The organism is Mesorhizobium sp. NPDC059025, from assembly GCF_042739655.1.
Taxonomy (GTDB): Bacteria; Pseudomonadota; Alphaproteobacteria; order Rhizobiales; family Rhizobiaceae; genus Mesorhizobium.
The window spans coordinates 20,586-45,574 of record NZ_JBHYIM010000023.1 but is presented as its reverse complement, the minus strand read 5'-3'; the positions used below and the strand labels follow the sequence as shown (position 1 = coordinate 45,574).

Genomic DNA, 24,989 nt, shown 5'->3' with positions numbered 1-24,989 from the left:
GTTATCGGGCCTGCCGGCAAATCGCGGCGGCTGTCGGCAATGCATGCGGTTTGGCTTATCTGAAAAGCCTACCCTGAACGATCAAGGCCAGGCCGTGCAGTCGCACATTACTCCGGCTTCTCCGCGCGCCGGCGCTCCAGCCATGCGTAGATCTCGCCGACAATGCCGCGCCGGAAGATCAGCACGCAGATCATGAAGATCAGGCCGGTGGCGATGGTGACGGGAAAGTCGGAGGTGGCAAGCAGGTTCTGCAGCGCGACGACGAAGCCGGCGCCGAAGATCGGGCCGGCCATCGTGCCGATGCCGCCGAGCAGCGTCATCAGGATGACCTCGCCCGACATCTGCCAGGCGACGTCGGTCAGCGTCGCGAACTGGAAGACCAGCGCCTTGATCGCACCGGCAAGTCCGGCAAGCGCCGCCGACATCACGAAGGCGGCGAGCTTGTAGTTCTGCACGGAATAGCCGAGCGAGATGGCGCGGCTTTCGTTCTCGCGGATCGATCGCAGGATGAGGCCGAAGGGAGAATTGACGATGCGCCAGACGATAAACAGGCCGAGCAGGAAATTGGCGGCGACGAAATAATACATCGTGTGTTCGTCATGCAGGTCGAACACGCCGAGGAATATCCCGCGCGGCACGCCCTGGATGCCGTCCTCGCCGCCGGTGAAACTGGCCTGCACGCAGAAGAAGAAGAACATCTGCGAAAGCGCCAGCGTGATCATGGCGAAATAGATGCCCTGGCGGCGAATGGCGACGAAGCCGATGACGAGGCCGAGCAGGGCGGCACCCGCGACGCCGATGAGAATGCCGATCTCCGGCGAAACCCCCCAGACCTTGACGGCATGCGCGGTGAAGTAAGCGGCTCCGCCGAAGAAGGCGGCATGTCCGAAGGACAGCAGGCCCGTATAACCGAGCAGAAGATTGAAGGCGCAGGCAAACAGCGCAAAGCACATCATCTTCATGAGGAAGATCGGGTAGACGAAGAAGGGCAGCGCCAGCAGCGCCACCATACCGAGCCCGATCAGGACCATCTCGACGCGGTTCGCGGTTCCCGCTTTGCTGGCGTGTACGGTTGCGTCTGCCATGTCAGGCATCCTTCCCGAACAGGCCGGCAGGGCGGATCAGAAGGACGATGGCCATGATCACGAAGATGACGATGCTGGAGGCCTCGGGGTAGAAAACCTTGGTCAGGCCCTCGGCGAGGCCGAGCATGTAGCCGGTCAGGATGGCTCCCAGGATCGAGCCCATGCCGCCGACCACCACCACGGCAAACACGATGATGATCATGTTGGAACCCATCAGTGGGCTGACCTGGTAGACCGGCGCCGCCATGATGCCGGCGAGCCCGGCAAGGCCGGCACCGAGCCCGTAGGTCAGCGTCAGCAGCATCGGCACGTTGACGCCGAAGGCCTGCACCAGCTTGGGGTTTTCGGTCGCGGCGCGCAGGTATGAACCGAACTTGGTCTTTTCGACCAGCAGCCAGGCACCTAGGCAGACGATGAGCGACGCGACGACGATCCAGCCGCGATAGATCGGCAGGAACATGAAGCCGAGGTTGACGCCGCCGGCGAGAGCGGGCGGCACCGGATAGGGGTTGCCTGAAACGCCGTAGACATAGCGGAATACGCCTTCCAGAACCAGGGCGAGGCCGAAGGTGAAGAGCAGGCCGTAAAGCGGGTCCACCTCATAGAGTCGCGACAGCGCCAGGCGCTCGACGACGATGCCGAACAAGCCGACCACGACCGGCACCAGGATCAACGCCGGCCAGTAGCCGATGCCGAGCTTGGCGAGGACGAGATAACCGATGAAGGCGCCGAGCATGTATTGCGCGCCATGCGCGAAGTTGATGACTCGCAGCAGGCCGAAGATGATGGCAAGGCCAAGCGACAGCATGGCATAGAACGAGCCGTTGATTAGCCCGACCAGCAGCTGTCCGGCGAAGGCCTGGATCGGGATGCCGAAAATCATTGGTCAGACCCCCAGCACTTCATGCAGTTCATCCATCCTGTTCTCGAGTTCGCCGACCGGAAACTCGGACAGCACCTTGCCGTGCTCCATCAGGTAGAAACGGTCCGCGACCCGACTGGCGAAGCGGAAATTCTGCTCGACCAGCAGGATCGTCATGCCGCGACGCTTCAGTTCCGCCAGCAATTCGCCGATGCGCTGCACGATCACCGGCGCCAGCCCTTCCGTCGGTTCGTCGAGCAGGATCGTCCTGGCGCCGGTGCGCAGAATGCGTGCGATCGCCAGCATCTGCTGCTCGCCGCCGGAGAGCTTGGTGCCCTGGCTGTTGCGCCGTTCCTTGAGATTCGGGAACAGCTCGAAAATCTCGTTGACGCTCATGCCGCCACTGGCCACCACCGGCGGCAGCATCAGGTTCTCGTCGACCGTCAGCGTGGCGAAGATACCGCGCTCTTCCGGCACATAGCCGATGCCCGCGCGGGCCGTATGATGCAACGGCATCCGGATCAGGTCCTTGCCGGCAAACGTCACCTGGCCGGTCCGCTTGCGGATCAGCCCCATGATCGCCCGCAATGTCGTCGTCTTGCCGACACCGTTGCGGCCAAGCAGCGTGACGGTCTCGCCTTCGTGGATATCGAGATCGACGCCATGCAGCGCATGGCTTTCGCCGTACCAGGCGTTCAGGCCGCGGACCGAGAGCAGAGGAGACGGGCTACTCATGTTCGGTCCCCATATAGGCGACCCGCACGCGTTCGTCCCTGCTCACCGTGTCATAGTCGCCGGCGGCCAGTATCTGGCCACGCTGCAGCACCGTCACCCAGTCGGCGATATCGGCGACGACGGAAAGATTGTGCTCCACCATCAGCACGGCACGGTCGCGGGCAATGGTGTGGACCAGTTTCGAGATGGCGCCGACATCCTCATGTCCCATGCCTGCCATCGGCTCGTCGAGTAGCAGGACCTTGGGGTCGAGGGCGAGCGTGGTGGCGATCTCCAGCACACGCTTGCGGCCATAGGAGAGATCCGACGCCAGCCTGTTCCTGGCATTGTCCAGGCCGACGGCCTGCAAAAGGTCCATGGCCTTTGGCGTCAGTTGGTCGAGCGTGGAAAGCGACCGCCAGAACTGGGTTGCGAGACCATTTGGACGCTGCAGTGCCACCCGCACATTGTCGAGCACGGTCAGGTGCGGAAAGGTCGCCGATATCTGGAACGAACGCACGACGCCCAACCGTGCCACCTTGGCCGGCGCCGTCCTGGTGATGTCCTGGCCGGCCAGGGTGATGGTGCCTGCGGTCGGCTGCAGGAACTTGGTCAGAAGATTGAACACGGTGGTCTTGCCGGCCCCGTTCGGGCCGATCAGGGCGTGGATCTTGCCGTGATGGACGTCGAGGTCGACATCCTTCACGGCAACGAAACCGGCAAAGTCGCGCCGCAGGCCACGCGCGGACAGGACGGGCGGGTTCGGTTGGGATTCGGTGCTCAACGATACACCCGCCCCTGCTCGTGGCTGCGCCCTACTGCACCAGCGGGCATCCGGACTCCGCGGGCTTGGTGTAGGCTTCGTCGCCCGGAATGGTCGCGAGCACCTTGTAGTAGTCCCACGGGCCTTTGCTCTCCGACGGCTTCTTCACTTCCATCAGATACATGTTGTAGATCATGCGGCCGTTGGGGCCGACCTTGCCGCCGCGGGCGAAGACGTCTTCGACCGGCATTTCGTGCAGGTTCTTGGAGACCGCTTCGGTTTCATCGGTACCGGCCTTGTCGATGGCCTTGAGGTATTGCAGCACCGCCGAATAGGTGCCAGCCTGGATCATGTTCGGCATGCGGCCGGTGCGGTCCATGAACTTCTTCGACCAGGCACGGGATTCATCGTCGCGATCCCAGTAGAAACCCTCGGTCAGCGTCAGCCCCTGCGCGGCTTCCAGGCCGAGGCCATGCACCTCGGCAAGGGTGAAGAGCAGTGCCGCCATGCGCTGGCCGCCCGAGACGATGCCGAACTCCGCCGCCTGCTTGATCGCGTTGGCGGTGTCGAGACCGGCATTGGCGAGGCCGATGACCTTGGCTCCCGAGGACTGCGCCTGCAGCAGGAAGGAAGAATAGTCGGTGGTGGCGAGCGGGTGGCGCACCGCGCCTACCACCTTGCCGCCCTTCGAGGTGACGAATTTCGAGGTCTGCTCCTCCAGCGAATAGCCGAAGGCATAGTCGGCCGTCAGGAAGAACCAGGTGTCGCCGCCTTGCTGCACCAGCGCGCCGCCGGTGCCGACGGCCAGCGCATGGGTGTCGTAGGCCCAATGGAAGCCGTAGGGCGAGCAGGACTTGCCGGTGAGTTCGGACGTGGCCGCGCCGGTGACGATGTCGATCTTCTTCTTTTCCTTCGAAATGCCCTGCACGGCGAGCGCGACCGAGGACGTCGTCAGCTCCATGATCGCGTCGACCTGCTCGGTGTCGTACCACTGGCGTGCGATGTTGGAAGCAATGTCGGCCTTGTTCTGGTGGTCGGCGGTGACCACTTCGATCGGTACGCCCTTCACCTTGCCGCCGAAGTCCTCGACCGCCATCTTGGCCGCCTCATAAGACCATTTGCCGCCGAAGTCGGCATAGACGCCGGACTGGTCGTTCAGGATGCCGATCTTGACCTTGTTGTCTGAAAACTGCTGTGCGGCTGCAGGTAACGAAACGCTTGCCAGAAGCGCGACCGCGAGCGCGCGTGAGATCATCGCCATATGGTTCCTCCCGAATGGACTGCGGCCCTCCAGCCGCCGCATGCGAACCCTCACCCTTTTTGCAGTCTAGCAAGGACGCGTGCGAAAAGTCAGCATGGCATGGCCATGTCGGGGAATCCTAGTACGACGATGTGTGTAGAGCGTGACGGCTGGACGTCAGGCAATGTCCTGCCGGGGTTCCAGCTATACCTGATGCGTGACGAGCGTGACGCCCAGCCCGATCAGGATCGAACCGCAGGCCTTGGGCACCACCCAGCTCGATGCGTCCGATGACAATCGTCCGAGCGTGACCGAGGCAAGGCCGACGGCGCCGACATCGGCGGCCGAGAACACCAGGTTGACCACCACGCCGAGGACCAGAAACTGCAGCCACAGTGGGACAGCCGCGCCGCTGTCCACGAATTGAGGCAGGAAGGTCAGGAAGAACAGCGCGGTCTTCGGGTTGAGCACTTCCACGACGATGCTGTCGCGCAGCGTGTTCGGTCGCTGCACTTCGCAGTTTTCAGCACCGTGGTTCCATCCCAGGAACATGGTGACGCCAAGCCACACCAGATAGGTCGCACCGGCAAACCGGACTGCCGTGTAGACCGTCGGAGCACTTTCGATCAGCGACGCCAGGCCGATCGTGGCGGCGGCGATGTGAAAATAGCAGCCGAGATGGATGCCAAGTGCTGCCATCAATCCGGCTTGGCGGCCATGGGCCACCGTCTGCGCGGTCATGTAGAGGATCGCCGGCCCGGGCACGAAGGCAAAGGCCGCCGTTGCGAGAACGAACGGGATCCACGGCTCCAGCAACATGCGATCCTCCCTCCGTTCCACAGCGCATCTGCGACGTGCGAACCATCCGGCACCCAGTTGCCGTCGCGGAAAGGGGTAGGAGGACAGCGAGAATGGAGACATACGGCAGATGCCGTATTTCGGCACGCGCCCGTCGCCGCTACGATGATCTTGGTTAAGCAGGTGTTACCAGGGACATGGCGACCGGTGCAGCAGTCTCAACCGGTGGGCAGGCCCAGCCGCACAGCATAAGCGGTGAGTTCGGCAACGTTATGGAGATCGAGCTTGCGCATCAGGTTTTCGCGATGCTTGCGGGCGGTGGCCTGGCTGATGCCAAGCCGTTCGGCCGTTTCGCGTGCGGTCATGCCTTGCGCCACCAGAAGCAGGATCTGGCGTTCCCGCTGCGTCAAAGGCACAGGCGAAATGATCTCCTGGGCATCGGGTGCCGGGCTTCTCCTGTCCGGCTCGCTGACCGCGAAACGCACCGTTTGCGCAAGATAGGTTTCGCCTTGTCGCAGCGCCTCGATCGCCGCGCCGAGTTCCTCAGGATCACCGTCCTTGGTGAGGTAGGCGTCCGCTCCGAATTCCAGTGCCAGCCGTACCGTTCGAGGTTCGATGTTGGCGGTCAGCACGACAATCTTCAGCCGCGGCGCCAGCTGCCTGATTTCGGCGATGAACGGCACGCCCGAAACGCCAGGCATGCCGAGATCGAGAACGAGCAGGTCGGCCCTGGTGTCGCGCACGCGTTTGAGCAGCGTCTCGCCTTCCGCCGCTTCCGCCACCACCGACACGTTCTCCATCGCGCCGATGAGCAGCTTGACGCCTTCGCGCATGATGGCGTGGTCGTCAGCGAGGATGGCGGTCAGCGGGCGATGCATGATGTCTCTGTCCTGGGGGCGGCAGCTTAGATCTGCGATTGCTAACGTATGGGAAACAAGCAGGCGATAGATCAAGCAGCAAGCCGGGGAAAGGGCCGGACCAACCCGGCTGGAGTGTTCCCGCTCTTAACGGAAACACTCCAGCCCTTTATTTTCACGCAATTCCGGAAACCGCTACGCGCCTTTCCTGGAGTTGCTCCGACGGTTCAAGGAATTCGATGCAGGAAGACAAGATCCAGGAAGCCCTGATCGAGCACCTCTATCGCAATGCCTATGGAGTGGTGATTTCGAATGTCACCATCTCGCTGGGCATTATCTATGTGCTTTACGGTTCCGTGCCGACAGACTGGCTCGTGCCCTGGGCTGTCGCGGTCTATGCGCTGATCGCAGCGCGTGTCCTGGCGGCACGACGTTTCTGGAAACATCCCAGGACGCCGGCTTCGTTGCGCGGATGGGCCTGGACGGCTGCCGGCTTTTCATGGGTTTCGGGTCTGCTTTGGGGCTCGCTCACCTGGATCGGCTACGTTCCCGACCAGCCGCATCTGTTTGCCTTCATTGTCGCGATTCTTGCCGGGCTGGTCAGCGGCACCATTCCGTCCATGTCGGCCTTCCCACCGGCGCTGATCGGTTCGATCCTGGCGACAACGCTGCCGGTTGCCGCCCGCTTCACGACAATGCCGGGTGCTGTCGGCGATGCCTATCTCTTCCTGCTCGCCTGCCTGATCGCCATCAACATCTATTATGGGCGCATCGCCTATCGCATGCTGCACGAGATGATCCGGCTGCGTCTGGAAAATGTCGGGCTGATCGGACACCTCCAGGAGGAGCGGGATCGCGCGCAGACCGCCGACCGCGCCAAGACGCGCTTCCTTGCGGCCGCTTCGCACGACCTGCGCCAACCGATCCACGCGCTGGGGCTGCTGATCTCGACCCTGTCGGTTCTCGGTCGCCGCGGCGACGTGCCATCCGGCGAGGCGCGCAGCCTGGCCAGTTCGGCCAAGGCGATCGTCGGCAATCTGAGCGGCCTGCTCAATGCACTTCTCGACATTTCAAAGCTCGATGCCGGCGTTGTTGCCGTGGCCAGGGAAAATGTCGATCTTGGCGAACTCTTCCGCAGCCTGCGCGACGAGTTTTCCGCGTCCGCGCGGTCAAAGGGCCTGAGCTGGCGCGTGGTGGATACGTCTGTCCGTGTCGATACCGATCCGATGATGCTGAAGCGGATCCTCGACAATCTTCTCACCAATGCTTTCCGCTACACCAACAGCGGCAGCGTGCTGCTCGGCTGCCGCCGACGCGGAGCGGCGGTGGAGATCCAGGTCTACGACACCGGCCTCGGCATACCCGAGGATCAGAAGGCGGCGATCTTCGAGGAGTTCGTTCAGCTGAACAATCCGGCGCGCGACAAGGCCCAGGGTCTCGGTCTCGGCCTGGCGATCGTGCGCAGGACCGCCGAACTGCTGGGGCATCCGCTCAAACTCGTCTCGGTGCCGGGTCGGGGCTCGCTGTTTTCGGTGACGCTGCCTTCCGCCCCCATCGCGGCGCCGGCCCTTCCGGTCGGCAGCACGACACGGATCGAGACAGCGGCAAGCCTGATGGTCGTCGATGACGAGCGGGATGTGCTCGATGCCATGGTGGGCCTGCTCGTCCTGGAGGGGCACAGGATCTACGCCGGGCAATCCGCCGCGGAGGTGGAGGCTGCTCACAGCAAGGCCGCCGGGATGGGGCCGGCGCCTGTCGACCTGATCGTGGCCGACTACCGCCTGAAGGACAACGCCACCGGCGTCGAGGCGATCAAGTCGCTGTCGGCCTATCTCGGCCGAACGGTGCCGGGCATCGTCGTGACGGGCGATACCTCGCCGTCGCGTATCCGGGAGGCCACGGCCAGCGGTTTCCGCATCCTGCACAAACCGGTCAGCGGCGACGACCTCAGGGAAGCGATTGCCGCCGCGCTTTCGGGGAAGGACGTCGCAGCGAGAAAACAAAAACCCGGCACTTCCGGCGGAAAACGCGGCAGGCGATCGACCGGCGGATAGGGGTCGCCGGCACCCGGATGCGACAATCTGGGCCACCGGGACGGGTGGCCATGCCCGTCGGCAGAAGCTATCAGGCTCGTGCGCTGGACGACCCGCGCCTTCGGATTCGTATCGGGGACGGCCCCATTGTTTCGGGAACCCGAGCGATGGCGTCTTGTCCAGACCTGATCTCCCTGCCGCCGGCCGGCACCACCTTCTCTTTTTTCCGGGCTACTGCACGCAGCGCGCTGCCGCGCCTTTGCTTGCGTGATGCCTTCTCTCAAACCGTTTCCGCCATCAGAAAGAGGAGGCCAATATGGCCAGTCCGCTAAAGCAGTTCGAGATCAAGCCGATCGTGACCTTCGGCGAGATCGCCGGACAGGAAATCGCCTTCACCAATTCCGCCGCCTATATGGTGGCGGCCACGGTCCTGGGCGGCCTGTTCCTGCTTGGCGCCACGCTGCGGCGTGAGTTGGTCCCGTCGCGCTTCCAGTCGAGCGCCGAACTGATCTACGAGTTCGTGGCCAGGACCCTGCGCGACAATGCCGGCGAGGCAGGCATGCGGTTCTTCCCGCTGGTGTTCTCGCTGTTCATGTTCGTGCTGATGGCGAACCTGCTCGGCATGTTGCCCTTTGCCTTCACGGTCACCAGCCACATCATCGTCACCTTTGCGCTTGCGATGCTGGTGTTCCTGACGGTGACGTTCTACGGGCTGTGGGCGCATGGCCTGCGCTTCTTCCGGCTGTTCCTGCCGAAGGGCGTTCCGCTGGCGCTGGCGCCGCTCATCGTGCCGATCGAAATTGTCTCCTATCTGTCGCGGCCGGTCAGCCATTCGGTTCGCCTGTTCGCCGTCATGCTGGCCGGCCACATCACGCTGAAGGTCTTTGCCGGCTTCGTGGTCAGTCTGACGAGCCTCGGCGCGGTCGGCATCGCCACTGCCATCCTGCCCCTCTTCATGACGGTTGCGCTGACGGCGCTCGAATTGCTGATGTCGCTCATCCAGGCTTACATCTTCACCATGCTGACCTGCATGTATCTGGCCGACGCGCTGCATCCTGAACATTGAGCATGTCCGACGCTAGGTGGCGGGTGGCGCTGCTGCTTGATCGCCGGCGTCTTTCCCCTTACCGCCTGTTCCGGCCGGCGCGGTGACGCGATCGGCAGAACTGAATGAGAGATGCAGGTCAGGAATTTGCGATGAGTGAAGAGGATCCATCTGTCGGTGCCGAAGTGACGCTTCGGCGCATCTCGGCTCAAACCGTGTCCGATATCTGCGACCTCAGCGAGACGTTGAGCGAAGAACAGCGCAACAAGGTCGCCGACAACAGCATGTCGATTGCCGAGGCGCATTTCTCCGAGAACGCCTGGTTTCGCGCCATCTATGCCGACGACGCGCCGGTCGGTTTCATCATGCTGCACATCGGCGCAGACCACGATGACGGCATCGATTGCCCGGGCGTGTTCCTGTGGCGGCTGATGATCGGCGGCCCATTCCAGGGCAAGGGCTTTGGCGAGAAAGCGATTGGTCTGGTCGTTCGCGACCTGAAGGCGCGCGGTGTCGGTGAACTCTACACCAGCTATGGTCTTGGGCCCGCCAGCCCCGAGGGCTTCTACAAGCGGCTGGGCTTCAGGGAGACCGGCGACATGTACGATGATGAAGTCGAGGCGGTGCTGAAGTTTGACGAATAACTTGCGTATTCGCGCAAGTTAGGAGCAACAAAAAAGCCGCGACCGGATGTGAATCCGGCCGCGGCTTTTTCGTTCTTCGTGGGGGACTATTCCACGAAGGCGAAGCGAATGACGAAGAGGATCGCCACCAGCCAGGTCGCCAGATGCACTTCGCGGAACCGGCCGGTTGCCGTCTTCAGCACAGCATAGCTGATGAAGCCGAAGGCGAGACCGTTGGCGATCGAGTAGGTGAACGGCATCATCAGCGCGGTCAGCGCGGCCGGTGCTGCTTCGGTGATCTCGGTCCAGTCGACTTCGATCAGCTCGCGCATCATCAGGCAGGCGACGTAGAGCAGCGCCGGCGCGGTTGCATAGACCGGAACCGAGGCGGCGAGTGGCGAAATGAACAGCGCGGCCAGGAACAGCACGGCGATGACCAGGGCGGTCAGGCCGCTGCGGCCGCCGGCCTGCACGCCGGAAGCGCTTTCGACATAGGCGGTGGTCGAGGAAGTGCCGAGCAGCGAGCCGGCGACGATCGCGCTGCTGTCTGCGAGCAGGGCGCGGCCGAGACGGTTCGGCTTGCCTTCCTCGATCAGGCGCGCGCGCTTGGCCACGCCGATCAGCGTGCCGGTGGCATCGAACACCTCGACCAGCACGAACACCAGGATGACGTGGACGAGGCCGGTGTGCATGGCGCCGACGATGTCGAGCTGCAGGAAGGTCGGGGCGATCGACGGCGGCATCGAGACGATGCCCTGGAACTGGCTGACGCCGAGTATCCACGACAGCACGGTGATCGCCAGGATGCCGATCAGGATGGCGCCGGGCACCTTGAGGCCATCCAGCGACGCGATGATGAAGAAGCCGAGGATGGCGAGCAACGGGCCGGTCGTCGTCAGATGGCCGAGCGTCACGAACGTGGCCTCGCTGGCGATGACGATGCCCGAGCTTTTCAGGGCGATGATGGCCAGGAACATGCCGATACCGGCGGCGATGGCGCTGCGCATCGAATGCGGAATGCCAGCGATCAGCCAGCTGCGGATGCCGGTCACGGTCAGGATCAGGAAGATCACGCCCGAGATAAAGACGGCGCCAAGCGCCTGCTGCCAGGTGAAGCCCATGGCGCCGACGACGCCGAAGGCGAAGAAGGCGTTGAGGCCCATGCCCGGTGCCATGCCGATCGGCCATTTGGCCACGAGAGCCATGATCAGCGAGCCGAGTGCCGCAGCCAGACAGGTGGCAACGAACACGGAGCTCTTGTCCATGCCCGTCGTCGACAGGATCTCCGGGTTGACGAAGATGATGTAGGACATGGTCAGGAAGGTGGTGAGACCGGCGATCACTTCGATCCGTACCGACGTCCCCAGTTCCTTCAGTTCGAAATACTTCTCGAGCATAGCTTTTCCTCCGCTGCCCGTTTCCTCCTCACCGTGTCACGCACGGCCCCCTTGCCATCCGCAACACGATGCCGCGCTGTGCATGGCACGGGACGCGGTCTTGACCTTCGTTGAACGCTGACAGTCTGGATGCACCGGTTTGCCGGCGCATGATGTCGATCTCTCCACCAGGAGTGACCGACAAGCAGACATGAGGCGCACTCGCCCGCTCAAGTTATCTTGAAGTACTTCCGCTCATTTGCTCGGCGCAAGGGGCCAATCGGGCGGCTTTGTCGCAAACAGTTTCGCGATTTTCGCGAATATCGGAAAGCTATGAGGGAGATCGGCTGAAGCTGTAGACTGTGTTTTCGATGTGCCTGGGGGCGGGAAACAACGCGGACCAGCCGCAACCATGTTGATACCGGATCGCAGGATGTCAACACTTGACGATCGGTGGACAGAGACGGACGCCGTCACCCGGCGTCCGCACAGCGGCATCAGTTGATGAAGTAGCGCTGCCACTCGAAATCGGTGATGTGCGAGGCCTGCCATGCCTCGAAGGCAGCCTGCTCGGCGCGACGGCTTTCGGCATAGTTGTCACGGAAGGCTTCGCCGAAAGCCTCGGCGCAGAAGTCGGAATGCGCGAACGCCTCGATCGAGGCGTTCAGTGTACGCGGCAGCTTCGGTTTTCCCAGCGCGGCCAGGTCGCCGCTGACCGGTGCTTCCAGGGGCAGCTCCTTCTCGATGCCTTCGCAGCCGGCTGCGAGGATCGCGGCGACCGAGAGATAGGGATTGATATCGGCACCCGGAGCCCGGTGCTCGAAGCGGCAGGCGCCGTCGTTGGGCGTGGTGATGGCGCGGATCGCCGCCGTACGGTTCTCATAACCCCAGGCAACATCTTCCGGGGACCACGCTCCACGGTCGAAACGGCGGTATGAATTGACGGTCGGCCGGAACAGGAGATGCGTTTCCTGCATGCGGTTGAGCACGCCGGCCAGGAATTTCTCGGCCACCGGCGTCAGCTTGTTGGGTCCGGCGGCGAAGGCCGGCTTGTCGTCCTTCCAGAGGCTGACATGGTGATGCGCCCCGCAGGCGCTTTCCTTGCCAGGCGGCTGGAAGCGGGTCATGAAGGTGGCTACCAGCCCACGCTCCGCGCAGAGCTCGCGCAGATGCAGTTTGGCGCGCATCGCGTCGTCCGCCGCCTGCAGCGCTGTCTTCGGCGTCAGCGCGTATTCATACATGCCGAAACCGTATTCGGTGACCAGCGAGGCAATGCCGATGCCGATGCTCTTCATGCGGCGGATCAGTTCGGCAGCGAAGTCCTGATATTCGCCGGTGCGCACCAGATCGTAGTTGGTTAGCGAATGGCCCCAGGGCTTCAGCTCACGGTAACGGCCGGCCCGCATCAGGTCGTGATCGGCATGGAAGATGCCGAATTCGTATTCGAGTGCGAAGCGCGGCTCATAGCCGAGTGCTGCCGCACGCTGCTCGACACGGGCGAGAACGCCGCGCGGGTCGTAGGGGCAGGGCGAACCGTCGAGCATGTAGGAGAAGGTGATCGCCGAGGCGTATTCCGGTTTCCAGCCGTGCTGGACGACGGTTGCCGGATCGATGATGCCCTTGATGTTGGGGAAGCCGTTCTCTTCATTCGCGGTCGGCGAGGCGAAGGCGACGTCGCCCATCGGCTGGCCATCGCCATGTGCCACGCAATAGAGGATGGCGTTGATGGCTTCACCGTAGCGCGAAAGTTTCAGCGGTGTGATCTTCGAGCGGAAGGCGCCCGATGTGTCGACCGTATGCACCTGGATGAACTCGACGCCATCCAGCGCCAGTTTCTCCTGCAATGCCTCCAGCCTCGGCCCATATTCGGCGACCTTGTCCTGAAACTCCACTTTGTCCTCCACCCTGAGAAAATATCGGCGCCGCCTAGCGGGCGTTGCGCCGGAATAGCCTGGAAAGCTGTTCGTCGAGTTCGAGCCGCCCGCTGATGCCGCCCGGCCTGAAGGCCATGCAGAGCACGATGACGACGCCGAGCGCCACGCCCGACAGGCCGAGCAGCTGCGGCAGCTGGATGCCGGCGATGGTCACGCCGGATTCGATGCTGCGGATGAATTCGAGCCCGATCGAGAGCACGATCACGCCGGTGACGGCACCGGTCACAGTGGCCATGCCGCCGAGGATCAGCATGGCGAGCGTCATGAAGATCTGCTGGAAGTAGAACAGCTTCGGGCTGATCGTGCCGGCGAAATAGGCAAAGAGCACGCCGGCCAGCCCGCAGATCAGCGCGGAGACTATCCATGCCATCAGCCGCAGGCGCCTGGCGTCGATGCCGAAGGCGGCTGCGGCCTGTGGGCTCTGGGCGCTGGCGCGAAGCTGCAGGCCCCAGCGGCTGTCCTTGAAAAGGCGGGCGATGACGATGACCGCCACCGAAGCGACCAGCATCGCCGGCAGGTTGATCACCTTGGGGATGCCGAAGAAGGCCTGGTTGCCCTTGAACAGGTCCGTCCAGTTCAGGAACACCGAATGCACGATGATCAGCAGCGCCAGGCTGACGATGGTGGCGGCAACGCCAGAGAGCCGGCTGATGATCTTCCCGCTTATCGCCGCCAGGATGGCAACGACCAGCAGTGCCAGCACGGCGGCGACGAAAGGGTTCAGCTCGACGGAGGCCAGCCCGAACGGCGCGTCGGGAATGGACAGCTTCTTCATCGCCAGCGGCGTCGACAGCACCGCCACGCCATAGGCGCCGACGCCGACGAAGGCGCTGTGGCCGAGATTGGCGATGTTGCTGTTGCCCATGAACACCTGGAGGCCGACCACGATGATCAGGTTGACGAAGGCGGCCAGCGCCAGATGCGTGTAGTAGGCCGGTGCAAAGACGAGGATGGCGAGGCCGATCAGGACGACCGGCAGCGCAGTGACCAGCCCGCCAATCAGCGAGCGGCGGACTTTGCTATTGCCGGCCGGCGTTGCGGCGGCGGATGAACGGGCGACGACGATCTCTGCGCTCTCGCTCACGTCAGATCTCCCTGTCGCCCAGTTCGACCCGCTGCCCGAGCAGGCCTTCCGGCCGGTAGACGAGCAGCGTGACGATGATCACGTAGGTGAGAGCGTCCTTGAAGCCTCCGTATTCCTGCGGCAGTGCCACCAGCAGGCCGACTTCGATGAAACCGAGCAGCATGCCGCCGACCGCGGCGCCGGCCAGCGAGCCGAAGCCGCCGATGACGCAGGCCACGAAGGCCTTGAGCACGAGGCCGAAACCGAGATCCGGCGAGACCGAGCCGCGCCGTGCCAGGATGAACACGGCGGCGATGCCGGCGAGAGCGCCGGAGATGGCAAAGGCCGTCGCGATCACACGGTTGGCGCGGATGCCCATCAGCCGGACAGTGGCAAAGTCGCGTGACGCCGCGCGGATGGCGAGGCCGAGCGTCGACCGGTTGAGGAAAAGCACCAGCGCAAGGATGGTAAGGCCCGAAACCACCAGCTCCATGACCTGCAGTGACGACACCGCGAATGGTCCGAAGAACCACATCTGGTTGAGGCCATTGAGGATCGAGACCGATTGCGGCTTCGGCGAGATCAGCAGCATGAAAAGGTTCTGCACCACGATCGAAACACCGAAAGCGGTCAGCAGACCTGTCGTCGTCGGTGCATAGCGCACGGGGCGGAATGCCACGCGTTCGAATGTCAGGGCGGCAAGCGCTGCCGCACCGACGGCAAGCAGCACCGCGACGATCGGTGAGGTCAGGCCAAGCGCCGCCGCCAGGAACACGCTGTAGGCCGACACACCGATGATCTCGCCATGGGCGAAGTTGACCAGGCCCATGATGGAGAAGACCACGGCGAGGCCGAGAGCCACCAGCGAATATTCCGCGCCGAAGGCCAGCGCGTTCAGAAGCTGTTGCAAGGCGTAATCCATGGCCTACCCGCCGAGATAGAGATTGAGGAGGCCATGCTCGTTGGCAAGCTTTGCCGGTGGCCCGTCATAACGCAACGCGCCCGAACTCACGACGTAGACGCGGTCGGCAAAACGCAGTGCCTGCGTGGCGTTCTGCTCGACCACCAGCAGGGTCAGCCCTTCCGCCTTCAGCTGTCCGATGAAATCGAAGATCTGCGTGACAATGCGCGGCGCCAGCCCAAGCGAAGGTTCGTCGAGCAGCAGCAGTTTCGGCCGCGACATCAGCGAACGCGAGATGGCCAGCATCTGCTGCTCGCCGCCCGAAAGCGTGCCGGCTGCCTGGGTGTAGCGTTCACCCAGGACGGGAAACAGCGCCAGGAAACGGTCGATATCCGCGCGCACGCCTTTCGGATCGCGGCGCGTCGCCGCACCAAGCCGCAGGTTCTCTCCTACAGTCAGGTTGGCGAAGATGTGCCTGCCTTCCGGCGTCGAGGTAAGGCCGCCCCGGATCCGGTCCTCGGTGCGCGTGCGCGAGATGTCCTTGCCGTCGAAGACGATCCGCCCCGCCGTCGGCGTGACCAGGCCGGTCAGCGCATTGATGGTAGAACTCTTGCCGGCGCCGTTCGGGCCGAGCAGGGCGACGAGTTCACCTCGCCCCAGCTCGAGCGACAGGTCGCGCACGGCCGCGACCGCGCCGTAGCGGACGGACAGGTTCTCGACCTTCAGCACGACGGCGTCCGGATTTGCACGTGAGGCATCATCGCGAGGCTGTCCGTTACTTCAGGGCCGGGACAAAAGTCGGCGGCGTATCGGTGATCAGCACGCGCTTGCCATTGGCAAAACCCATGACCGGGACGGCCTTGACGGGATAACCCTTCTTTTCGGCGAAGGAGATCGTCGGCGCGGTGGTGCCGGGATAACCGCCGGGAGCACGGATCGCTTCACGCAGTGGTGCCGGTTCCGTCGTGCCCGCCTTCTTGGCCGCCTCGTAGGTCACCTGCACCATGTCGGCGCCGAGCGCGTCGAAGATGCCGTTCACCTTGTAGCCGTCGGCCCTGCACTGGGCGAGGAAGTGGTCGATCGGCCCGTCGATGCCGGTGGCGCCGTGGGTGGTGAACATCACCTTCTCGAGCGCCGCCGTATCACCGACTGTTCCCTCCAGCGACTTGTCGTCGAAGGCATCGCACCCTGCGACCCAGCCGTCATAGCCATTGGCGCGCAGTTGCCGGATAAGGATGCCGACGTCCGGCAACACGGCGCAGATGTGGATCGCGTCCGGCTTCTGCGGCAGCGCCTTGATCGAGGCGATCTGCGGCGACCAGTCGGTGGTGCCCCAGGAATAGTTTAGCTTGGAGATCACCTTGCCGCCGAGATGTTCGAACACCTCGCCAAACCATCCCGGCAGTTTTTCCGAATAGGAGCCTGCGTCGGGCGAAACCAGCAACGCCACCGTGCGTGCGCCCTTGCCGTACAGTGCATTGGCGGTCGCCGCGGCATTGATCGGATCGGGCACTGCGCCGGCGATGAAGTTGTCGAGGCCGGCCTGCTGCATCTCGAGCTGGGTATTGGGTGCCGAGAAGACTGTTGCGCCGTAAGGCTCGGCGATCTGGGCGGTCGGGATCAAGGCATCCGGGAAAGGAACGCCGGTGATGACCTGCGCGCCGGCGTCGAGGAACTTCTGGCCGAGCGAGACGGAGAGCTGCGGATCGGAGCGATTGTCCTCGATCATCAGCTCGATCTTCGGATCGCTGGCGCCTGCCGCCTTGTTCAGCTTGTCTGCCATACAGCGTGCGCCTTCCGCTTCGCTGTAGGGCGCATAGGTGCCCGTCATGGCGACGGCCAGGCCGATCTTGAGCTCGCTCGCTCCCGCATGGGCCGCCTGCAGCAGCCCGGCCGTCAGGACGGCGGCTCCCAAAGTCAGTTTGTCCATTTCGAACCCTCCCTTGTTCTTGTCATTCGGATACCGGGCAATCAGGACGGCTCTGCCTGGCCGACATAGACCTCGATGACGCGCGGATCGCGCCAGACCTGTGCCGTGTCGCCCGAGGCGATGACCTGGCCCTGGTCCATGACGCAGAGCCGGTCGCAGAGGCGGTTGATGAAGCGCAGGTCGTGGTCGATGACGATGATGGCACAGCCGAAATCGCGGCGGATGGTCTCGATCGCCTCGGCCAGTGTCTCGGATTCGCTTTCGTTGAGGCCGGCGGCCGGCTCGTCGAGCAGCAGCAGCGAAGGGCCGAGTGCGAGCGCGCGCGCGATCTCCAGCCGCCGCTGACTGCCATAGGAAAGGGTTCCGGCGGGCACATCGGCTGCCGCATCGAGTTCATACTGCGCGAGCAAGCTGTCGATATCGATGCGCTGCGCAGCATCCGGCCGTACATCACGGCAGGTAATATGCGCGACCTCGACGTTCTGTCGGACTGTCAGCTCCTTGAACAGGCGTATGTTCTGAAAGGTTCGGGCGATGCCGGCGCGAGCACATTCTTCGGGGCCACGCCCCGTCAGGTCGCGATTCGCCAGCCTGACGCTGCCGGTATCGGGCCGGAGCACGCCGGAAATCGCATTGACGAGCGTGGACTTGCCGGCACCGTTGGGGCCGATCAGGCCGAGGATCTCGCCTTCGGCGCAAGACAGCGAGGCCTGGCGCAAGGCCTGCACTCCGCCGAATGTCTTGCTGACTGCCTCCACCGACAACATCGGTTTCGCCTCCCGTTCCGGCCGTGGGCTGTTTGCTCCCTTCGGCCGGTTTTCAGGATGCTAGACCTGCTGCTTTTCCATAACAAGCATTTTTTTCCATTTTGGAAAAAGTAATTGCCTCCGATCCGGCGTGTGCCGGCGGCACTAGCCTACCATGGCATTCGGAACGCCATCGCGCGGAACCGTATTCGACATCAGCATGATCGTCGGCTCGTCGCCCAGCGACACATAGGCGTGCTGCATCTCGCCGTCGAACAGGATGCTGTCACCCGGCTGCAGGATCACCGGGTCATAGTGGATGGTGTGCAGCTCAAGGCTGCCGCTCTGCACGTGGATGAATTCCTCGCCCGAATGGCTGCGCCAGCCGCCATTCTCCTCGAACGACTTCGCATTGAGCGTGACGCGCCAGAAGATGTTTGTTTTGTCGCGAAAATCACTGCAGAGCACCTCGAAGACCATGGCGTTGCCTTCGTGCAGCACGCCGCTTCCCGCCCGGGTGATCGAGCGCCTGGCCTGCATCCCAGGTTTAGGGCTGAACAGGAAGGATGCCACCGGCACGTGCAGAACGCCGGCGATGGTGAGCGCGACGTCGACCGTCAGCCGGGCCTTGCCGTTCTCCAGCTTGGACAGTTGTGAAACCGAAAGGCCGGAACGCTCGCTGAGCTCGCGCAGCGTGATGTTCTGCTGCTTGCGCGCATCCCGGATCTTGGATCCCACATTGCCCTGCATCGTCCGCGCCCTTGGCTGTCGTGTTTCCATTCAGGCGATTTTGAAGAATTGTTGCATCCATCGTCCGTCAAGCGCGCGCTTTGGTTCAAAATCGATGCAACAATTCTCCGAAATCGCCTAAGACAAGCTGTAGCGAGGCCGCCTGCCGGCGTCCAGCGTTTGGAGGATTCCAGCAAAAGCGCGCAGCTCTTTTGCAAGAGCCAGAGCGTTTCCGCGAAAAGAAACGCCTTAGACGGCTACTGCGTTCTCCGGCCAAAGGGCTCTCGCCACCTTGGAAAGACTGTCCTCGAGAATCCGGCTGACCTTCTCCAGCCGATCGGGGTCGGTGAGCAGGTCGTTGCGGACTTCGAGATAGAAACAGGGCAGATCCTGCTGGAGGCCGTGGCGGTTCAGCGTGTAGCCGACGGCCTGGCGCCAGTCATAAGGCTCGTTGTCGCCAACCTTCAGGCCGGCCGCATGGCCCTTGCCCTGTATTGTCTGCAGGATCGCCGAGACGAAGGGCGATGGTTCACGCCAGAGGATGCCGATCTCGACATCGCGCCGCACGCCGGCCATGACGGGCGTGAAGGAGTGGACCGAAACGAGGGCTTTTCGTCCCGGCACGCCGTTTGCGATCGCCTGCTCCAGCGGCGCCCAGCCGATGTCTCGTCGCAGCTGGCGATCATTGTCGCCGACGTCGAGATTTCCCGGCACCGGAATGCCGCCGAGGTCTGGGCGCATGTGATCCCATTCCTCGACGGGACGATTATAGTCGAGGAAGAGCCGCGAATAATGCGCGATCACCGCTGGTGCCTGGAGGCGCTGCGACAGCCTTCTCGTCAGGGCATCGATGCCGAGGTCGACGGCGAAATGCGTCTCAAGATAAGGCGCGGCGAGGCCAAGGTCGCGCCACGGTGCCGGTACCTTGTTGCCGGCATGCTCGGCAATCAGCAGATAGGGGCTCGCCGCGTCAGGCAGCAGGCATTCCACGGCGTCGGTCGCAAGTGCCGCGGCCTCGGCAGCGTCGAGGCGGATCTCAGACGATCTTGGAGCGGACATGATAGGACTTCGCCGCTGTCGATTCGATCAGGCCTGATCGGCCGTTGGTGCGGCCCATGCCTGAATTCTTGATGCCGCCCCAGGGCAGATAGAGGTCGGCGTGATCGCAACGGTTCAGGTAGACCGTGCCGGCTTCAACCTTGTCGAGCAATGCGGTGCCATGGTCGATGTCCTGCGTCCAGATGCTGGCGCTGAGGCCGTAGTCGCTGTCGTTCATCAGGGTGATGGCCTGTTCGTCGCTCTCCACTGCCTGCACGCAGGCGATCGGTCCGAACAGCTCGTCGCGCATGATCGGCATGGAATGATCGACGCCCACGAGCACGTCGGGAGCGACATAGGCGGCACCAAGTGCAGCTGCCTTTTGTGCGGCGGTATCAGGCATCAATCGTCTGGCGCCGGCGCGAACGGCCTGCTCCGTGAGGCCACGGATCGTCTCGGCTGCTGTTGCACGCACCACCGGGCCGACCATCGGCTTTTCCTCGATAGGATGGCCGATCGTCCATTTTGCCGTTTCCGCCACCAGCGCTTCGACGAAGCGGTCATGGATCGAACGATCGACGTAGATGCGTTCGACCGAGCAGCAGGATTGGCCGGCATTGGAATAGGTGCCTTCGGCGATCTGCCCTACCGTGGCATCGAGATCGGCATCGGCGCGAACATAGGTCGGATCCTTGCCGCCGAGTTCGAGGTGAACCTGCGTGAAGGTGCCGGCCGCGGCTGCGTGCACGCGGCGGCCACCATTGACGGAACCGATGAAGTTGACGGCGTTGAAAGCGCCCGAGGCGATCAGCCTTTCGGCATCCGCGTGGTCGAGATGCAGGCTCTGGAAAACACCGTCGGGGCCGCCGGCGGCGCGGAAGGCGTCCTCCGCCACTTCGGCGATCAGCGGTGTCTGCGGCGCGTGCTTGAAGATGACGACATTGCCCGCCGCCAGCGGCGCCGTAACCAGATAGCCGAGCATCGCCGTCGGATAGTTCCAGGCGCAGATCGAAAGATGCAGTCCGCCAGGGGTCGGACGCACATAGCGGCGGATGTTCTCGTCCGAAGGATAGGGCAGGTCTGCCAGCGTCTCTTCGGCGGCTTCGGCCAGCAATTCGCCGACCAGCGCCAGGCGCGGCGTCTCGTCGGCCTGCCAGAGCGGGCGGCCGATCTGCCAGGCGACCATCTCGGCGAGTTGGGCGGCGCGTGCCTTCATCTCTTCGCCGAATCTCAGCAGGATCGCCAGCCGCTCGGCCAGCGGCGTTGCCTGCCAGGGTTTCAGCGCGGCGCGGGCTTTGGCCATCGCGGCATCGATCGCGGCGCCATCGGCATAGTCTCGCCGCACATAGATGGAGCCATCGATGGGAGATGTGACGGGGAAAGACCGGATGTCAGTGCGCAGGTTCATGGTGTGATGTCCGACGGCTTGTTGGCGTTATTTTCGGCACGATATCCGGATTTTCCATTTTGGCAAATTTTTTCTATTCCGGCTTGATGGATTGCATGCCCGCCCCTATTGTCCGCTCCAACGGCAATGCTGAACGGAGGAGGGGATATCGATGGTCGAGTTTGATTTCGGCGGCAGGCACGCGGTTGTCGCGGGTGCTGGCGGCGGCATGGGCGAGGCAATCGCACTTGCATTGCTTGAATCCGGGGCGGCGGTGACGGCGATCGACGTCAAGGAGCGCCCGGCATCGCTCGCCTCTTTCGGCGACAGGCTCACCTATGAACAGGGCGATCTCACAAATGAGGCTTTTGTCCTGGAGGTCATTGGTTCGGCCGGAAAAGCGCGTGGCGGGATCGACTATCTAGCCAACGTCGCCGGCGTGTTGTGGTTCGGCCGCGACAAGTCGGTGCTGGAGATGGACCTCGATGTCTGGGACCAGGTCTTCAGCATCAACCTGAAATCATTTGCCCATACGGCGCGTGCAGTCGTGCCCTTCATGCGTTCGAGCGGCCGTGGCGGCGCCATGGTGCATTTCTCGACAATCCAGTGGTATCGCGGCGACCCCGCGCCGCAGGATGCCTATCAGGCATCGAAGGCCGGTGTCTGCGCACTGTCGAAGTCCCTGGCAATGCAGCTGGCCGCCGAGCGGATTCGCTCCAACGCCATCTGCCCGGGCATGGCGCTGACGCCGCTGCAGGCGCGTTGGGACACGGAGGAAAAGCGCCAGGCGGTGGCGAACTACGCGCCGCTCGGCCGCATCGGCACGCCGCAGGACATGGCCAATGCCGCGCTGTTCCTGCTGTCCGATGCCGCCAGCTACATCACCGGCATCGAACTTGCCGTCGATGGCGGCCTGCTGATGCGCATGTGATGATGTCGGCGCCGGCATCGGTCGGCGCTTCATTCCTAGTGGTGGTCGTGCATGCACTTGCCGTGATCGGCCAGCACCTCGATCACCCGGCATTCGGCGAGACGCCCGTGCCGGCATTCTTCTACCATCACTTCCAGTTCCGCCTTCAGCGCCATCAGGCTGGCGATGCGTTGCTCCACCTCGATCAGTCGGGCCTTGGCGATGGCGTCGGCTGTCGCGCAGGGCTGGGCCGGATCATCCTGCAACGCGAGCAGCGTGCGGATGGCGGATACCTCGAAGCCGAGTTCGCGCGCGTGGCGGATGAAGGCAAGCCGGCGTAAGCCCTTCTCGTCATAGAAACGCCGATTGCCGTCGGTGCGCGGCGGCTCGGGCAGCAGGCCGATCTGCTCATAATAGCGGATGGTCGGCACTTTCACGCCGCTTTCCCTGGCGACGTCGCCGATCGTCAATTCGGACTTCATTTTTCCTCTTGCTCCTCTAGTCGCTAGAGGATGTAGCGTCTGCTCGAACATAATCAAGGGAATGATCATGGCACGAGCATCAGAGCAGATGCGCTACCGCGTCGACGGTATGGATTGCGCTTCCTGCGCTTCGAAAATCGACACCGCCGTCCGGCGTCTGAAAGGCGTCGAGGATGTCTCCGTCTCGGTGACGCGCGGCACGATGACGGTCAAGCACGATGGCAGCGCGGAGTTGGCCCCGGCGATCGAGAAGCGGGTCACCGGCCTCGGCTACAAGCTCGCGCTGGTGCCGTCGACCGCGCCGGCTCCTGCGACCGTTGTCAAGGAAGACGCATGCGGCTGCGGTCATGATCATTATGCTCATGACAAGCACGATCACAGCGATCATGACCACTCGGGTCACGATCATGCAGACCACGACCACGCTGGCCACGACCATGCCGGGCACGATCACAAGGGTCACGACCATTCCGGCCATGATCATGCCCCGCGCGGCGACGCGGCACCTGCGATCTCGAGCGTTGCAGCGCAACCGGCTGCTGTTACAGCCCTGCATGGCCATGATCATGGCCCGACCACCGGCCGCTGGTGGCAATCCAGCAAGGGCAAGCTGACAATTGCCGCGGGGCTTGCACTGGCCCTCGCCTACGGCATCGGCAAGCTGGTTCCGGGCTACGAGACCTGGATTTTCACCGTCGCCATGCTGGTCGGCCTCGTGCCGATCGCGCGTCGGGCCATTGCGGCCGCCCTTGTCGGCACGCCCTTCTCCATCGAGATGCTGATGACCATAGCCGCCATCGGCGCGGTCATCATCGGCGCCACCGAAGAGGCCGCGGCTGTCGTCTTCCTGTTCCTGATCGGCGAATTGCTCGAAGGCGTCGCCGCCGGCAAGGCGCGCGCATCGATCCAGTCGCTCACCGCGCTGGTGCCGAAGACGGCATTGCTGGAGCGTGATGGCAAGGTCAGCGAAGTGCAGGCGGAGACGCTCGCCGTCGGCTCCATCATCATGGTGCGCCCCGGCGACCGCATCCCGGCGGACGGCATCGTTGTCTCCGGTGAAAGCGCCGTCGATGAGGCGCCGGTCACAGGCGAAAGCGTGCCGGTGCGCAAGGAACCGGGTGCAAGCGTTTTTGCCGGCACGGTCAACAGTGATGCGGTGCTGCGCATTCGCGTGACGGCGGCTGCCGCCGACAACACCATCGCCCGCGTCGTCCGTCTGGTCGAGGAGGCGCAGGAATCGAAGGCGCCGACCGAACGCTTCATCGACCGCTTCTCGAAATATTATACGCCCGGCGTCGTGATCTTCGGCGCATTGGTTGCGGTCATCCCGCCGCTGCTCATGGGCGGTGCGTGGGATGAATGGATCTACAAGGGCCTTGCCATCCTGCTGATCGGCTGCCCATGCGCACTGGTCATCTCCACACCGGCGGCAATCGCGGCCTCGCTCTCGTCGGGGGCGCGGCGCGGCCTGCTCATGAAAGGCGGCGCCGTGCTGGAGAATCTCGGTACGATGACGGCCGTCGCATTCGACAAGACAGGCACCTTGACCGAAGGCAAGCCGAAGGTCACCGACATCGACAGCTTTGGCCTGCCGGCGAACGAAGTGCTCCGGCTGGCTGCGGGATTGGAAACCGGGTCTTCCCACCCGCTTGCCAAGGCCATTCTTGCCCGTGCCGAGGCCGACGGTATCGCGGTTCCGGAGGCTTCCGGCGCCAGGGCACTCGGCGGCAAGGGGGTTGCGGGTCTCATCGACGGGATGGAGATTTTCCTGGCTTCGCCGAAAGCCGCAGCCGAGCGCGTCCCGCTCAGTGCCGAACAGTCCGCCCGCATCACGGCACTCAATGACGAAGGCAAGACTGTTTCGGTTCTGCTCGCCGGTGGCAAGCTGGCCGGGGCGCTGGCGATGCGCGATGAGCCGCGCCCCGATGCCGTAGCCGGCCTGAGGGCCTTGGCCGCCCGCGGTATCAAGACGGTGATGCTGACCGGCGACAACAGCCGCACCGCCACGGCGATCGGCAAGCAGCTTGGCATAGAGGTGCGTTCGGAACTGCTGCCCGAGGACAAGCAGCGCATTGTCGGCGAGCTGAAGGCGCAGGGCTTCACCGTCGCCAAGGTGGGTGACGGCATCAACGATGCGCCGGCGCTGGCCGCCGCCGATGTCGGCATCGCCATGGGCGGCGGTACCGATGTCGCGCTCGAGACCGCGGATGCGGCGGTGCTGCACGGCCGTGTCGGCGACATCGCCGGAATGATCGAGCTGTCCAGGCGCACGATGGCCAACATCAAGCAGAACCTCGTCATCGCCATCGGGTTGAAGGCGGTGTTCCTGGTCACCACGGTGCTTGGCATCACCGGCCTGTGGCCGGCGATCCTGGCGGACACCGGCGCGACCGTGCTGGTCACCCTGAATGCGCTGCGCCTGCTCGGCGCCGCGAAACAGGTCACGGCCTGATCGAGCGTTTCCGCGTTCAAC

Annotated in this window: 23 protein-coding genes; 5 read left to right on the top strand and 18 right to left on the bottom strand. The window is 63.7% G+C overall.

Annotation, left to right across the window (positions count from 1 at the left end):
* Window positions 1–107 precede the first annotated feature (107 nt).
* The 7 genes from ACFWYE_RS30395 to ACFWYE_RS30365 all read right to left on the bottom strand — a co-directional run bounded on the left by ACFWYE_RS30395 (window position 108) and on the right by ACFWYE_RS30365 (window position 6,340).
* Entirely contained in the window at window positions 108–1,031 is a 924-nt protein-coding gene (locus tag ACFWYE_RS30395) for a branched-chain amino acid ABC transporter permease (protein ID WP_379115745.1), read from the bottom strand.
* Window positions 1,032–1,086: 55 nt separating this feature from the next.
* On the bottom strand, window positions 1,087–1,968 hold the full coding sequence (locus tag ACFWYE_RS30390) for a branched-chain amino acid ABC transporter permease (protein ID WP_379064892.1): 882 nt from the start codon (window positions 1,966–1,968) through the stop codon (window positions 1,087–1,089).
* A gap of 3 nt (window positions 1,969–1,971) precedes the next feature.
* Entirely contained in the window at window positions 1,972–2,682 is a 711-nt protein-coding gene (locus ACFWYE_RS30385) for an ABC transporter ATP-binding protein (RefSeq protein ID WP_379115731.1), read from the bottom strand.
* Window positions 2,675–3,445 carry an ABC transporter ATP-binding protein gene (locus ACFWYE_RS30380; protein WP_379115730.1) on the bottom strand — a complete coding sequence of 257 codons (771 nt, stop codon included), beginning with the start codon at window positions 3,443–3,445 and terminating at the stop codon, window positions 2,675–2,677. Before ACFWYE_RS30380 ends, ACFWYE_RS30385 begins: the two co-directional genes overlap by 8 nt.
* A gap of 31 nt (window positions 3,446–3,476) precedes the next feature.
* Window positions 3,477–4,679: an ABC transporter substrate-binding protein gene (locus tag ACFWYE_RS30375; protein ID WP_379073224.1), complete on the bottom strand. Its 1,203-nt coding sequence runs from the start codon at window positions 4,677–4,679 to the stop codon at window positions 3,477–3,479.
* Window positions 4,680–4,868: 189 nt separating this feature from the next.
* Window positions 4,869–5,483 carry a LysE family translocator gene (locus ACFWYE_RS30370; RefSeq protein WP_379115729.1) on the bottom strand — a complete coding sequence of 205 codons (615 nt, stop codon included), beginning with the start codon at window positions 5,481–5,483 and terminating at the stop codon, window positions 4,869–4,871.
* 197 nt (window positions 5,484–5,680) lie between these two features.
* On the bottom strand, window positions 5,681–6,340 hold the full coding sequence (locus ACFWYE_RS30365; RefSeq protein WP_379064885.1) for a response regulator: 660 nt from the start codon (window positions 6,338–6,340) through the stop codon (window positions 5,681–5,683).
* Window positions 6,341–6,558: 218 nt separating this feature from the next.
* Between ACFWYE_RS30365 and ACFWYE_RS30360 the strand changes: the two genes are divergently transcribed.
* The 3 genes from ACFWYE_RS30360 to ACFWYE_RS30350 all read left to right on the top strand — a co-directional run bounded on the left by ACFWYE_RS30360 (window position 6,559) and on the right by ACFWYE_RS30350 (window position 10,041).
* Window positions 6,559–8,373: an ATP-binding protein gene (locus ACFWYE_RS30360; protein ID WP_379115728.1), complete on the top strand. Its 1,815-nt coding sequence runs from the start codon at window positions 6,559–6,561 to the stop codon at window positions 8,371–8,373.
* Window positions 8,374–8,668: 295 nt separating this feature from the next.
* The gene (locus tag ACFWYE_RS30355; protein WP_379064881.1) at window positions 8,669–9,418 is read left to right on the top strand and encodes a F0F1 ATP synthase subunit A; all 750 of its coding nucleotides are present in this window, start codon (window positions 8,669–8,671) and stop codon (window positions 9,416–9,418) included.
* A gap of 131 nt (window positions 9,419–9,549) precedes the next feature.
* The gene (locus tag ACFWYE_RS30350; RefSeq protein WP_379115727.1) at window positions 9,550–10,041 is read left to right on the top strand and encodes a GNAT family N-acetyltransferase; all 492 of its coding nucleotides are present in this window, start codon (window positions 9,550–9,552) and stop codon (window positions 10,039–10,041) included.
* Window positions 10,042–10,127: 86 nt separating this feature from the next.
* On the opposite strand, the gene ACFWYE_RS30345 is transcribed toward ACFWYE_RS30350, so the two are convergent.
* The 10 genes from ACFWYE_RS30345 to ACFWYE_RS30300 all read right to left on the bottom strand — a co-directional run bounded on the left by ACFWYE_RS30345 (window position 10,128) and on the right by ACFWYE_RS30300 (window position 21,145).
* Window positions 10,128–11,417: an NCS2 family permease gene (locus ACFWYE_RS30345; protein ID WP_379115726.1), complete on the bottom strand. Its 1,290-nt coding sequence runs from the start codon at window positions 11,415–11,417 to the stop codon at window positions 10,128–10,130.
* Between the two features lie 476 nt (window positions 11,418–11,893).
* On the bottom strand, window positions 11,894–13,288 hold the full coding sequence (locus ACFWYE_RS30340; RefSeq protein ID WP_379115725.1) for a glutamine synthetase family protein: 1,395 nt from the start codon (window positions 13,286–13,288) through the stop codon (window positions 11,894–11,896).
* Between the two features lie 34 nt (window positions 13,289–13,322).
* A complete protein-coding gene (locus tag ACFWYE_RS30335; protein ID WP_379115724.1) occupies window positions 13,323–14,414 on the bottom strand; it encodes a branched-chain amino acid ABC transporter permease in 1,092 nt (363 codons plus the stop codon).
* Between the two features lies 1 nt (window position 14,415).
* Window positions 14,416–15,315, bottom strand: coding sequence for a branched-chain amino acid ABC transporter permease (locus ACFWYE_RS30330; RefSeq protein WP_379115723.1), 900 nt, complete (start codon window positions 15,313–15,315; stop codon window positions 14,416–14,418).
* A gap of 3 nt (window positions 15,316–15,318) precedes the next feature.
* Window positions 15,319–16,023 carry an ABC transporter ATP-binding protein gene (locus ACFWYE_RS30325; protein ID WP_379115722.1) on the bottom strand — a complete coding sequence of 235 codons (705 nt, stop codon included), beginning with the start codon at window positions 16,021–16,023 and terminating at the stop codon, window positions 15,319–15,321.
* 46 nt (window positions 16,024–16,069) lie between these two features.
* Window positions 16,070–17,224, bottom strand: coding sequence for an ABC transporter substrate-binding protein (locus tag ACFWYE_RS30320; RefSeq protein ID WP_379115721.1), 1,155 nt, complete (start codon window positions 17,222–17,224; stop codon window positions 16,070–16,072).
* 41 nt (window positions 17,225–17,265) lie between these two features.
* A complete protein-coding gene (locus ACFWYE_RS30315; protein ID WP_379115720.1) occupies window positions 17,266–17,991 on the bottom strand; it encodes an ABC transporter ATP-binding protein in 726 nt (241 codons plus the stop codon).
* A 144-nt stretch (window positions 17,992–18,135) separates the two neighbouring features.
* Window positions 18,136–18,708 carry a helix-turn-helix domain-containing protein gene (locus ACFWYE_RS30310; protein WP_379115719.1) on the bottom strand — a complete coding sequence of 191 codons (573 nt, stop codon included), beginning with the start codon at window positions 18,706–18,708 and terminating at the stop codon, window positions 18,136–18,138.
* 240 nt (window positions 18,709–18,948) lie between these two features.
* Window positions 18,949–19,758, bottom strand: coding sequence for an N-formylglutamate amidohydrolase (locus ACFWYE_RS30305; protein ID WP_379115718.1), 810 nt, complete (start codon window positions 19,756–19,758; stop codon window positions 18,949–18,951).
* Window positions 19,736–21,145 carry an aldehyde dehydrogenase family protein gene (locus ACFWYE_RS30300; RefSeq protein ID WP_379115717.1) on the bottom strand — a complete coding sequence of 470 codons (1,410 nt, stop codon included), beginning with the start codon at window positions 21,143–21,145 and terminating at the stop codon, window positions 19,736–19,738. Before ACFWYE_RS30300 ends, ACFWYE_RS30305 begins: the two co-directional genes overlap by 23 nt.
* Before the next feature lie 151 nt (window positions 21,146–21,296).
* Here ACFWYE_RS30300 and ACFWYE_RS30295 point away from each other — a divergent pair, with 151 nt between their 5' ends.
* Window positions 21,297–22,055, top strand: a complete 759-nt coding sequence (locus ACFWYE_RS30295; RefSeq protein WP_379115716.1) for an SDR family NAD(P)-dependent oxidoreductase — start codon at window positions 21,297–21,299, stop codon at window positions 22,053–22,055.
* A gap of 35 nt (window positions 22,056–22,090) precedes the next feature.
* On the opposite strand, the gene ACFWYE_RS30290 is transcribed toward ACFWYE_RS30295, so the two are convergent.
* Window positions 22,091–22,516: a helix-turn-helix domain-containing protein gene (locus tag ACFWYE_RS30290; protein WP_379064858.1), complete on the bottom strand. Its 426-nt coding sequence runs from the start codon at window positions 22,514–22,516 to the stop codon at window positions 22,091–22,093.
* A 67-nt stretch (window positions 22,517–22,583) separates the two neighbouring features.
* Between ACFWYE_RS30290 and ACFWYE_RS30285 the strand changes: the two genes are divergently transcribed.
* Window positions 22,584–24,968, top strand: coding sequence for a heavy metal translocating P-type ATPase (locus tag ACFWYE_RS30285; RefSeq protein ID WP_379115715.1), 2,385 nt, complete (start codon window positions 22,584–22,586; stop codon window positions 24,966–24,968).
* Window positions 24,969–24,989 lie beyond the last annotated feature (21 nt).